11 protein-coding genes and 1 pseudogene are annotated in these 11252 nt (G+C 71.8%); 8 read left to right on the top strand and 4 right to left on the bottom strand.

Annotation, left to right across the window (positions count from 1 at the left end):
• Positions 1-177: pseudogene (locus tag FHG89_RS32535) on the top strand (2-phospho-L-lactate transferase); the annotation flags it as partial.
• The gene (locus tag FHG89_RS32530; RefSeq protein ID WP_139588208.1) at positions 174-1262 is read left to right on the top strand and encodes a coenzyme F420-0:L-glutamate ligase; all 1089 of its coding nucleotides are present in this window, start codon (positions 174-176) and stop codon (positions 1260-1262) included. The pseudogene FHG89_RS32535 and the gene FHG89_RS32530, both read left to right, overlap by 4 nt.
• A gap of 15 nt (positions 1263-1277) precedes the next feature.
• On the opposite strand, the gene FHG89_RS32525 is transcribed toward FHG89_RS32530, so the two are convergent.
• Positions 1278-2276 (bottom strand): winged helix-turn-helix domain-containing protein, encoded by a 999-nt coding sequence (locus FHG89_RS32525; protein WP_139588207.1) that lies wholly within the window; start codon positions 2274-2276, stop codon positions 1278-1280.
• A gap of 276 nt (positions 2277-2552) precedes the next feature.
• Positions 2553-3611, bottom strand: coding sequence for a DUF4185 domain-containing protein (locus FHG89_RS32520; protein ID WP_139588206.1), 1059 nt, complete (start codon positions 3609-3611; stop codon positions 2553-2555).
• A 39-nt stretch (positions 3612-3650) separates the two neighbouring features.
• Between FHG89_RS32520 and FHG89_RS32515 the strand changes: the two genes are divergently transcribed.
• From FHG89_RS32515 to FHG89_RS32495, 5 genes are read left to right on the top strand one after another with little or no spacing between them, the layout of a single operon-like run.
• Positions 3651-4253: an NUDIX hydrolase gene (locus tag FHG89_RS32515; RefSeq protein ID WP_139588205.1), complete on the top strand. Its 603-nt coding sequence runs from the start codon at positions 3651-3653 to the stop codon at positions 4251-4253.
• A gap of 57 nt (positions 4254-4310) precedes the next feature.
• On the top strand, positions 4311-5573 hold the full coding sequence (locus FHG89_RS32510) for a B12-binding domain-containing radical SAM protein (RefSeq protein ID WP_139588204.1): 1263 nt from the start codon (positions 4311-4313) through the stop codon (positions 5571-5573).
• Positions 5570-6649, top strand: a complete 1080-nt coding sequence (locus tag FHG89_RS32505) for a GHMP family kinase ATP-binding protein (RefSeq protein ID WP_139588203.1) — start codon at positions 5570-5572, stop codon at positions 6647-6649. The genes FHG89_RS32510 and FHG89_RS32505 overlap by 4 nt, the downstream gene beginning before the upstream one ends.
• Positions 6639-7175 carry an NUDIX hydrolase gene (locus FHG89_RS32500; RefSeq protein WP_167517588.1) on the top strand — a complete coding sequence of 179 codons (537 nt, stop codon included), beginning with the start codon at positions 6639-6641 and terminating at the stop codon, positions 7173-7175. Before FHG89_RS32505 ends, FHG89_RS32500 begins: the two co-directional genes overlap by 11 nt.
• 29 nt (positions 7176-7204) lie before the next feature.
• Complete coding sequence (locus FHG89_RS32495) at positions 7205-8032, top strand: hypothetical protein (protein ID WP_139588201.1); 828 nt, start codon at positions 7205-7207, stop codon at positions 8030-8032.
• Here FHG89_RS32495 and FHG89_RS32490 read toward each other — a convergent pair whose 3' ends face one another.
• Complete coding sequence (locus tag FHG89_RS32490; RefSeq protein WP_139588200.1) at positions 8033-9133, bottom strand: mannose-1-phosphate guanylyltransferase; 1101 nt, start codon at positions 9131-9133, stop codon at positions 8033-8035. It lies immediately after the preceding gene.
• A gap of 60 nt (positions 9134-9193) precedes the next feature.
• Positions 9194-10339 carry a glycosyltransferase family 4 protein gene (locus FHG89_RS32485; protein WP_139588199.1) on the bottom strand — a complete coding sequence of 382 codons (1146 nt, stop codon included), beginning with the start codon at positions 10337-10339 and terminating at the stop codon, positions 9194-9196.
• Positions 10340-10493: 154 nt separating this feature from the next.
• Between FHG89_RS32485 and FHG89_RS32480 the strand changes: the two genes are divergently transcribed.
• Entirely contained in the window at positions 10494-11183 is a 690-nt protein-coding gene (locus tag FHG89_RS32480) for a TIGR03089 family protein (protein ID WP_139588198.1), read from the top strand.
• Positions 11184-11252 lie beyond the last annotated feature (69 nt).

The raw sequence follows: 11252 nt of genomic DNA, 5'->3' as shown, positions 1-11252 counted from the left end.
GGGGTGGGTCGGCTGTACGGGGGCCGGCCGGCCGGCGGCCTGCTGGACGGCTGGCTGGTCGACGAGGAGGACTCGGGCGCGGTGGTGCCGGAGGTGACGGTCCGCGCGGTGCCGTTGCGGATGACCGACGAGGCGGCGACGGCGGCGATGGTCCGCGCCGCGGTGGAGTTGACGTGAGGCTGGAGATCCTGCCGGTGCTGGGCATCGGCCACGTGACCGAGGGCGACGACCTAGCGGCGTTGATCGCGACCGCCGCGCCCTGGCTGCGCGACGGTGATGTGCTGGTGGTCACCAGCAAGATCGTCTCGAAGGCCGAGGGCCGACTGGTCGACGTTCCGGCGGACGGGCCGGAGCGACTCGCCGCGCGCGACGAGGTGCTGGCGGCGGAGACCGCGCGGGTGGTCGCCAGCCGCGGGCCGACCCGGATCGTGCAGACCCACCACGGCTTCGTGATGGCGTCCGCGGGCATCGACGCGTCGAACGTGGACAAGACCCGACTGGTCCTGCTTCCGGTGGACCCGGACGCGTCGGCCCGCGCGCTGCGCGCCGCCCTGCGCGAGCACTACGGGCTGGACGTCGCCGTGGTCGTCACCGACACGATGGGGCGGCCCTGGCGCAACGGGCTCACCGACGTGGCGCTCGGGGTGGCGGGGATGTCGGCCATCCGCGACCACCGGGGCGAGGTCGACCCGTACGGCAACGAGCTGCAACTGACCCAGATGGCCGTGGTGGACGAGCTGGCCGCCGCCGGCGAGCTGATCAAGGGCAAGTGCGACCAGGTCCCGGTCGCGGTGGTGCGGGGCTACCTGTCGGCCACCGGCCCGGACGACGGCGATGGCGCGAAGGTGCTGGTGCGTGACGCCGCGCAGGATCTCTTCTCGCTCGGCACCGCCGAGGCCCGCGCGGCCGGTCTGGCCGACGCCGTCACGTTGGCCGACGGTCCCGGTCCGACGCCTGCCGATCCGGCGGCCACGCGGCGGGCGATCGAGGCGGTCGTCGGCGTGGTCGCGCCCGGCACGGTCTTCACCCTGGTCGACGAATCGGAGGTACGTGCCGGACTGATCGCCGAGGTGCCCGGGTGGCCGGACGGCGCCACGGCCCTGGTGCTCGGCTCGCCACCGGCCCCGGTCGAGCCGATGGACCTGGTCCGCTTCGGCGCCGACCTGCACCGGCTGCGCGTCGCCCTGGCCGCCGAGGGCATCGGATCGGCCCTGCTCCCGCCGCCGTCCGGCAGCACGGCGAGCGCCACGCTCGCCCTGTGACCCGTCCGGCCGCGCTCAGGGGTCCAGCATGGCCCGGCCGAGCGGGGTCAACGTGTGCAGCACCCGGTTGCGGTCACGGTGGCTGACGAGCAGGCCGGCGTTGCGCAGCACTGTGGCGTGCTGGCTCGCCGCCGCCGGTGAGATGTTGAGCTGACGGGCCATCTCGCCGGTGGTGCAGCCGTCGTCGCTGGCCTGCAACACCGCCGCCCTGGTCCGTCCGAGCAGCGCGGCGAGCGAGTCCCGGCCGGCGTCTGTCGCACCCGGTGCGGTGCCGTCGGCCGGGGCCAGCCCGCCCAGCCGGTCCACCGGATAGACGAGCACCGGCGGCAACGCCGGATCGAGCAGGGCGACCGGGGTGCTCGCGCAGAAGAACGACGGCACCAGCAGCAAGCCCCGGCCGTCCAGGTGCAGCTCCCGGTGGTGCGGGTAGTCGCGAACTTCGAGGACCCCACCCTCCCAGCGCATCGCCGGCCGGAGGCTGGTGAGCAGACCCTCCACGCCGCCGTCGAGCAGCGCTCGCGCCCGACGGGCCCGGTCCGCCGCCACCGCCGCCTGGATCCGGTGCCAGTACGGGCCGATCGCCAGCGACCGGTACCGCTCCATCGACTCGGCGAGGTGGTGCAGCACCGCCACGTCGCCGCGGGCCAGCGCGGCGGCCGACGACGGCAGCGGGGTTTCGGCGGCGAGCACACCCAGGTCCCGTCGCAGCAGCTCGACGGGGGTGCTGCGGACCGCGTCCAGCCCGGCCTGGAAACCCTCGACACTTGCGTACGGGGTGAGGAAGTCGGGGAAGTACCCACGCGGCGGATTCAACGCGAAGAGCAGTTTGAGCTGCTCGGAGGCGGCGTCCTGGCGTAGTTCCCGGCTCACCGTGTGTCGCCAGGACGACGTCAGTGGGTCGCGGTTGCGGCCCTGCAACGCGTGCAGGCTGAGGACCAGCTCCCAGACCGGGTCCGCCGCCGGGGCCACCCGGGTCCGGAGGATGTCCTCGCCCGAAAAGTGGATCTTCAGCATGGAGCACTCCCGTGTCGCCGGCAGGGGGATGCCGGGTGACCGTTCGACTCTACCTGCCCGGCAGTTATCTCCATCTTTAAGCCTGAGATGAAAAACCTCGACGTCTACCGGGACAGTTCGGCATGCTTCCAGTGCCCGAGCACGGCACCGGTACGTCATGGACGTACGCGGCGCCTGGGCACCGGGGCCGGGGAGGACCGGTGATCGGGCGGCACCACGAGGGTCTGCGGCCCTTGCTCCGCAGAGGTGCCGTCCGATCATTTCGCCGACCTCTGCTCACCCCACCCACAGCGCGACCCGGTGATCCTCGTCGGTGACGTAGAAGACCCGCCCGTCCAGCGTGGCCAGCCCCTCGACGTGGTGGAACGGCGCCAGCTCCGCCACCACCTCCCCGTCGAGCCGGTCCGCGTCCGGCACCGCGCCGCCCGACTCACCCGCCGGCAACCGGAACCGGACGTGCCGCGACGTGACGTCACCCCCACCCGGATGGTCGTCGAGCAGCACCGAACCCTTGCCCAGCGCGTCGATCGACCCGATCACCGCGTCGTACCCGCCGTCCGAGGTCGGCGCGATGGCCCGGAACCCGGTCAACGCCCCCGGCGGGGTCACCCCGCTCACCGCGTACGCCCCCAGCGCCCGGGGCCACGCCGGCTCGGCAGCGAACATGTCCGGCACACCGGACACCTCCACCACGATCGGCTCACCTGCCGAGGTGACCGGGAAGCGCAGCCCCAGCAGCACCGTCCCAGCCGGGGTGAACGCCGCGGCCTCCACGTTCAGGGGCAGGTCGTCCGGGGCCAGCCGGGTCACCCAGCTCTTCGCCCGGGCGGTCCCCCGGGCCAGGGTCTCCACGATGAACCGGTCCCGCACCCGCTCCCCCGGCGGCAGCAGACCCAGCGGCGCCACGGCGAGAGCGTCGTTTACCGCCCGATGCAGCCGGAACCGGTTGCGGACCACCTGCACCGGCAGCGGACCGGCCGCCGCGTCGTCCTCCCGGAACCGGGCCACGAAGGCACGCCGGGGGCGCAGCGGGCCGGCCTTCGACCCGAAGTGGGAGCCGAAGACGTACACCCAGCCATCGTGGTGGGCGAGCGCCTCGCCGTCCTCGGTGCGGCCGTTCTCGCCCCCGGCGTCCGCCACCACGTGCCGGGCCGTCCACTCGCCGCCGTCCAACTCCAGCAGCAGCGCCAGGCAGCGCTCCACCGGCCCCTCGTCCAGCACCGTCCAGAAGCCCCGCCGGGCGCCGTACGCGCGCAGCAGCGCCGCCGAACGCACCGGCAGCAGATCGCTGGCCTCGTTGCCGGCCACCACGAATTCGACGAGTCGCAGGGTCACCGCGCCAGGGTACGGAGCGGGCGCTCGTACAGTGGCGAGGTGCCCGACACCGCGCTCACCGCCCACCCGACCGACCCCGAGACGTACGCCTCGCTGCACGCCGACGCCGCCGCGCTGCTCGGCGGCTGGCAGCCCACCAGCCCGGACGCCGCCGCCGCGCGCGAGAGGACCCTCGCGATACTGGCCGCCGGCCCGGTCGCGATGAGCCGGCAGCACCGCCCCGGGCATCTGACCGCCAGCGCGCTGATCCTCGACCCGACCGGCTCGCGGGTGCTGCTCTGCCTGCACGGCACGTTCGGAATGTGGGTGCAGCTCGGCGGGCACTGCGAGCCGACGGACGAAACCCTGGTGGCCGCCGCGTTGCGGGAGGCCACCGAGGAGTCCGGGATCGACGGTCTGCGCATCGACCCGGTACCGATCGACGTGGACGTGCACGAGGTCGCCTGCCAGGGCGGCTCCCTGCACTTCGACGTCCGGTTCGCCGTACTCGCGCCGCCCGGCGCGGTGGAACAGGTAAGCGACGAGGCCGAGGCGCTCGGGTGGTTCCCGCCGGACGCGCTGCCCGAGCCGCTGGCCGGCGGGACCGCGCAACTCGTCGCGCCGGCCCTCGCGGCCCTCAGACGTAGCCCTCTTCGCCGCTGACACCCCCACCCGGGACGCTCTCACGCTCAGTTGCTGGTACGTAGCTGAGCTGGCATCATGGCCACTCCCGGCCTCCACGAGGTGGCGATGTCGTCCCGCACCAGGATCGTCCTCGCGCAGCCCCCGTTCTTTCGCATCTTCGGCTCGCACAACAACCGTGGACCGCTGGAACTCGCCTACCTGGCGCGCAGACTCGACGACCAGGGCGCGGCGTGCACGATCCTCAATCTCGATCGGACGGACGCGACCGCCCACTGCACGTGGCGCAACCTGTTCGCCCGGTCCGCGCTGCTCCACGCGGCGTTGGACGGTCCGTCGCCGCTGCTCTACGAATCCGCCGAACGCATCCTGGGGCTCGCACCGGACGTGGTGGTCCTGTCCGCCGGCGACGCCCTCACGCCCTGGGTGGACCTCGGCAACGCGTTCTTCGCGGCACGGCTGGCCGAGCTTCTGCGCCGGCAGGGCATCCGGTGCGTAGGAATCGGGAGCCGCTTCGGCACGGCACCGCAGGCGCGCGCCGCCTTCGACGCGGTGGTCGACGACGTGTTCGGCGCGGAGGCGGTCTCCACCGTGCTGGCCGCCCGGTCGACGCGGCCGTGGACCCCGGCGCCACCGCTGTTGGCGGCGGACGCCACCGGCTCGACGTGGGACGTGATCATGACGTCCTTCGGCTGCGTACGGGCCTGCTCGTTCTGCGACGCCGCCGCGCAGCCCTATCGGCCGGCGCCTCCTGCGGTGGTCGCCGCCGACGTCGAGCAGCGCGCCGACCGGGCGCGGCTCGACATCGGCGACGCGATCTTCCTGGCCCGGGGTGCCCGGCTGGCTGCACTCACTGAAGGGCTGGACCGCGTCGGCCGACGGCCCGGGTTCTCGATCGAGCTCTCCGTCGACCAGGTGACGCCCGGCCGCCTGGCCGAACTCGCGGCCTTCGGCGTCCACGAGGTGAAGATCGGGATCGAATCGGCCGACGACTCCACGCTTCGAGTGATGGGCAAGCACCAGCGCGCCCAGCAGATCCGCACGGCCTGCGACCGTGTTCGCGACCAGGGGCTCAACCTCACCGTCTACGTCCTCCTGGGTGGCCCCGTGCCCGACTCGGCGAACGCGGCCCTGCGCACCCTGGACCTCTGCCGTTCGTTGCCGGCCGACGACTTCGTGATCAACGTCTGGGCCTACAACCGACCCGGGGCGCGGCCGACGGACACCCACTTCTCCGGAGACCTCGTCGAGGAGTACGGCCTCACCGAGGTCATGGAGGAGTTCTTCGCGCTTCAGGCACCGGCCAAGCTGTCCATCGGCCGCCTACTGGACATCGCGTGATCCGCGTCGCCGTCGCCACGGCACCTCTTCGCGCGGACCTGACCGGCGGCTTCACCGACTGCGAGCCCTTCCTGCGGTCCCGGCCGGCGCGCATGGTCAGCGCCGCGCTCGACCATCGGGTCGCCGTACGGGCCACGCGATCGCAGGGCGGCTACTCGATCCGGATGGTCGACTCGCGGGGGCCGGTGGTCGACGCGCCACGGTTCGAACCTGGGCGGGGACGAACCGGCCTCGAACGACTTCTCGGAAAGCTGCTCCTTCTGCTGGGGATTCCGGCCCACCTCGACGCGACCATCCCGCTACCCATGGGGTCCGGCACCGGAAGCTCCGGTACCGTGATGACCGCGGCCACCGCCGCGCTGCTCGCACTCGACGACATGGGCATCTCTCTTTCGTCAGTGCCGCACGTGGCCGCCGCCGTCGAACGCCTCTGCGGCCACCACGGCGGCCTCCAGGACCAGTTCGCCGCCACCTTCGGCGGTTTCACCTCCTACTCGTTCCACGACCACGGTGTCGACGTACACCGCCTGGGCCACGCCGGCAGCGTCCTGCGGGACGCGGTCCTGGCGGTTCCGCCACCCGCGGACCGTCGGGTCGGCTCGGACCGGCTGGTGCAGCTGGTCGCCGACCGGTACCGCGCGGGAGAGGCCGACACCGTCGGCGCCCTGGCCGGTCTCGTCGCACTGGGCGACCAGATCAGCGACCTGCTCGCCACCGCCCAACCAGCGCGGTCGGATCTCGCCGCCCTGCTGCTGGCCGTATTGGATCGGCAACGGCGGCTGCACCCGGTGATCCGCGCGGGGATCGAGGAGACACCGGTATGGACGCTGGTACGAGAGGGTGCCGTCGTCGGCAAGCCACTCGGCGGTGCCGGACGAGGGTCGGCCTGGCTCCTGCTGATGTCCACCGACGCCGCGCGCCAGCGACTCGCCTCGGCGGGATGGGTGGTACACAGGGTGCGAATCTCGGACGTCGGAGTGCGTACGGAGAGCGAGCCCAGACGTGAAACCACGGCCGTGGGAGGCACTGGCCTCCTCAACAGCGCTGAAGACGCCTCAGTTCCAGGTGCGACGTGATCAGGTCCGGTTGCCGGACGGTGTGGTCGTCAACGATTACTACGTCTGCGTACGCCCGGACATCGCCATCGTCGTCGCACTCCAGGATGACCGGCTGCCCCTCGTCCGCCAGTACAAGCACGGCGTCCGGGAGATCACGCTCGAACTACCGGCCGGGATGATCCAGAGTGACGAGACTCCGGAGGACGCGGGGCGACGCGAGCTGCGTGAGGAGACCGGCTGGGTCGCCCCGACACTGACCTGCATCGGCAGCTTCCACGACGACTCCACGAGGAACACCAACCGCGTGTACTGCCTGGTGTCCCGGGACGCCTACCCGGCGGGCGCCCAGCAGCTCGACCCCCACGAGGCGGCCGGCGGTCTGGAGGTGGTGGAGGTGCCACTGCGGGGCCTTGCCGAACTCCTCGCCACCGGCGCTGTCCGTACGCAGTCGTCGGTGGCGGCGGCATACCGCGCACTGGCCTGGCTCGCCGAGACGACGTCAGAAAGTGATCGGCCGATTGCCGACCGACGATCTCCCTCCTAGGCTCGGTGCAGATCGCCGAGGGAGGCGTCATGCTCGGGTGGATCCGACGGTACGGAATCGCACTGCTCTGCGTACTGCTCGCCATCCTGGCCCTGGCCAAGGTGAAGATCGCCGGGCTGGACTACTCCGAGCAGGAGATCATCCTCGCCCTGCTCGGCCTGCTCGCGATCGACAATCTGGCCGAGCGCACCGGAATCCTGAACAACGTCCTCAACAGACTCAACGACCTGTCCAGACGGATTCCCCGCCAGGGCGACCACCACGTCGTGATGACGCGACGCAACCAGGTCCCCCGCCTCGCCGACGTGGTGGAAGCCGCGCGGCGTGAGGTGATCCTCGTCGGACCGAGCCTCGATACCGTCGTCGGCATGGCCGGACGGCTCGAGGAGGTGGCCCGGGCCGGCGTCCGCATCAAGATCATGCTCAGCGCGCCGATCCGGGAGAGCGTGCAGCGGTACGCCGACCACATGGTCTTCGACAACTGGGTGTCCCCGGACGACGGCGAGTTCCGCTTGGCGATCGACCACCTGCGCAACAACTACCGCATCCTGCACCGATCACTCGAGGCCGGGGGCGATGGCCGGGTCGAGATCCGACTGACCGAGAAGATGATCTTCTGTAGTTACGTGATCATCGATCCGACGCTGCGCTCCGGCAGCCTGGCGGCACACTTCCACATGTACAAGATGCCGGTGGACATGACGCCGTTCGTCCAACTGGAACGGACCACCGACGGCGAGTGGTTCAGCTTCTTCCTCAGCGCCTTCGAACGGGCATGGCAGGACAGCCGCCCCGTCACCGACCAGGACCGGTACGGCCCGCCACCAGTGCAGCGGGCCGCACACGACAACGGCTGACTACAGGTACTGCTGGGCCGACTCCGCCTCCAGATCGGCAACCACTTCCTTGACCTCCTGCGCCCGCGACCGGTCGCAGACGAAGAGCGCGTCCGCGGTGTCGACGACGACCACATCGCGCAGGCCCAGTGTCACCATCAGCCGGCCCGTGCGGGTCACCAGCACCGACCCGGTGGTGTCCCGGGCCATCACCCGCCCCTGCTCCACCGACTCGTCCGCCCCGATGATGACGTTGTCGGTGGCCGAGCGGCTGAGAGCGTCGCCCAGGGAGTTGAAGTCGCCGACGTCGTTCCAGGGGAAGTCGGCGGGAACGGTGGACACCAGACCCTTCTCGGCGGCGCCCTCCATGACGGCGAAGTCCACCGAGATCTTCCTCAGGCTGGGCCACACCCGGTCGAGCACCGTGGCCCGCTCTTCGGTGTCCCAGGCAGCGGCGATCTCGGTCAGCCCGGCGAACAGGGCGGGCTGCTGACGGGCGAGTTCGCCGAGGAACACGTCGACCCGCCACACGAACATCGACGCGTTCCAGTAGAAGCGGCCGGACTCCACATACTTCACGGCGAGGTCGTACTCGGGCTTCTCCTTGAAGCGCAGCACCCGGCGGGCCGGACCCGAACCGACGGGCTCACCCGCCTCGAGGTAGCCGTACCCGGTCTCCGGATAGGTCGGGGTGATTCCCACCGCCACCATCTGGCCATCCTCCGCGGCGGCGATCGCCGCGCGGAGGATCTCGAGGAAACGATCGTCATCGCCGACGACGTGATCAGCGGAGAAGGCTCCCATGACGGCGGTCGGCTCACGCCGCGCGATGATCGCCGCCGCGAGGCCGATCGCCGCGCACGACTCCCGCCGGGAGGGCTCCACGACGATGTTGTCATCCGGCAGCCGCGGGACCTGGCGGGCAACCGCCGCAGCGTGCGCGACCCCGGTCACCACATAGGTGCGGTCCGGGCCGGCCAGCGGCGCCACCCGACTGACCGTGGCCTGGAGCAGGGACTCGGACGTCCCGGTCAACGCCAGGAGGAACTTCGGACGGTCCGCGCGGGACAGCGGCCACAGACGAGTGCCACTGCCACCGGCCGGGATCACGGCGTAGAACATCGCCACATCATGCCTGAACGACCTGAGTCGGACACCACCACCGTCGTAATACGCCGATGATCAGGAGCGGGCGCGACTCCACGCGGCGATGTGCACCTCGGCGCTGGACTCCCAGGTGAACTCCTTGGCCCGGTCGAAACCGGCCTTCGCCAGCGTCAACCGGCGCTGCTCGTCGTCCAGCAGGGCGGCCAGGTCGGCGCCGATCTGCTCCGCGTCCTCCGAGGTGTACGCGACCGCGTCGCCACCCACCTCGGGCAGCGAGAGTCGGGGCGTGGTCAGCACCGGCGCGGCGCACGCCATGGCCTCGAGGATCGGCAGGCCGAACCCCTCCCCGTAGGACGGGTAGGCGGCGACCAGCGCGCCACCGAGGAAGCCGGGCAGGTCGGCGTAGCGCAGGTAGCCGGGGCGCAGCAGGCGCAGGTGCGACGGGACCTCGGCCACCGCCCGGTCGATGTCGTCGTCGTGGCCCTGCCCGCCGGCGATCACCAGCGCCGGCGGGTCGTCCCGGTCGGCCACGGCGCGCGCCCAGCCACGGATCAGGTTGGGCACGTTCTTGCGCGGCTCCTTCGCGCCGAGGAAGGCGACGTAGCTGCTGTTGCCGAGCCCCAGCCGGGCGCGTACCCGGGCCTTCTCCTCCTCGCCGGGCGCGTGGAAGGCGGCGTGGTCGACCCCGTGGTAGGCCACGTCGATGCGGGTCGGATCGGCGTCGAGCAGCCGGATCAGCTCGTCCCGGGTGGCCTTGCTGGGCACGATCACCCGGTCGGCCCGGCGCAGCGAGGTCTTGATGGCGCTGCGGAAGAACGTCCGGCGCGACTTGTCGTAGTGCTCCGGCTCGGTGAAGAACGTCGCGTCGTGCACGGTGACCGTCACCGGACAGCCGGCCCGCAGCGGACAGGTGTAGAAGGGCGAGTGCAGCACGTGCGCGCCCACCTGCTGGGCCAGCAGCGGCAGGCCGGTCTGCTCCCAGGCGAGGCGCGCCGGGCGGTGTGCCACGGCGGCCGGCGCTGGGATGATCTCCGCGCCGGGCAGCATCCGGGTGTACCGCTCCAGGTCGGTGCGGAGGCTGACCACTGCCAGCTCCACCCCCGACCCGCAGACCTTGCCGAGGGCACCGAGCAGACCGTCGACGTATCGACCGACACCACCACGGTCGGCGGGGACACTCGTGGCGTCGATGAGCACGCGGGGCGGGCGACCGGCGGTCACGGGGCGACTCCTTGCACTGGCGGGTCTGTGGGGAACAACACTCCGGGGGTAAAGCCTACGCCGGAGTACGGGGCCGACGCTGACTGCGACCCGACGGTACGCCGACTTGTCATCGTCTTCGAGTACGGCTCCCGGGGGCGTATCGTTCGCGCCGATGGCCGACAACATTGCCCGGGTCTTCGCCGACGCGATCGCTACCGACCCGACCCGACCGCTGCTGACCTGGTACGACGACGCCAGCGGCGACCGCACCGAACTCTCCGGCGCCACACTGGCGAACTGGGTGGCGAAGACCGCGAACCTGCTCGTCGACGAGGTGGGTCTCGCGCCGGGCTCACCGGCCGGGGTGCTGCTGCCGCCGCACTGGCAGACCGCCGCGGTGCTGCTGGGCTGCTGGTCGGCCAAGTTGAGCGTCACCGACACGCCGGGCGACGTGGAGGTCCTGTTCGCCGCCGCCGACCGGTTCGACGAGGCGCAGTCCTGGTCGGCCGACGAGCGGTACGCCCTCGGGCTGTCCCCGCTCGCCGCCCCGCTGCGGCAGGTGCCGCCCGGGTTCGCCGACTACGTGGTCGAGGTACGCCGCCACGGCGACCACTTCACCCCGCAGCCCCGGTCGGGTCCCGCCGACGCGCACCTGCTCGCCCACGCCGAGGCACGCGCCGTGGAACTGGGCATCGAGCCCGGCGCGCGGATCCTCGTCGACGCCGACCGCTACCCCGACCCGGTCGACTGGCTCCTCGCGCCGCTGACCCGCGCCGCAACGGTGGTCCTCTGCGCCAACCTGGACCCGGCCCGTCTGGCCACCCGCCAGGCTACCGAGAACGTCACACATTCCCTCCCGTAGCCCCGTCCGCCGTGCCCCGATGGCGTCCGACGTGGTCAAGTACCGCGGTGGGTGGGGTTGAGTCCTGCG

Source organism: Micromonospora orduensis (assembly GCF_006228125.1).
GTDB classification, from domain to species: domain Bacteria; phylum Actinomycetota; class Actinomycetes; order Mycobacteriales; family Micromonosporaceae; genus Micromonospora; species Micromonospora orduensis.
This window is presented reverse-complemented; position numbering and strand designations above follow the sequence as displayed.

Bases quoted from the DNA above. Each gene is read 5' to 3' on its own strand.
- FHG89_RS32525 (WP_139588207.1), bottom strand. From the start codon at position 2,276: ATGCTGAAGATCCACTTTTCGGGCGAGGACATCCTCCGGACCCGGGTG.
- FHG89_RS32510 (WP_139588204.1), top strand. From the start codon at position 4,311: ATGGCCACTCCCGGCCTCCACGAGGTGGCGATGTCGTCCCGCACCAGG.
- FHG89_RS32495 (WP_139588201.1), top strand. From the start codon at position 7,205: ATGCTCGGGTGGATCCGACGGTACGGAATCGCACTGCTCTGCGTACTG.
- FHG89_RS32490 (WP_139588200.1), bottom strand. From the start codon at position 9,133: ATGTTCTACGCCGTGATCCCGGCCGGTGGCAGTGGCACTCGTCTGTGG.
- FHG89_RS32480 (WP_139588198.1), top strand. From the start codon at position 10,494: ATGGCCGACAACATTGCCCGGGTCTTCGCCGACGCGATCGCTACCGAC.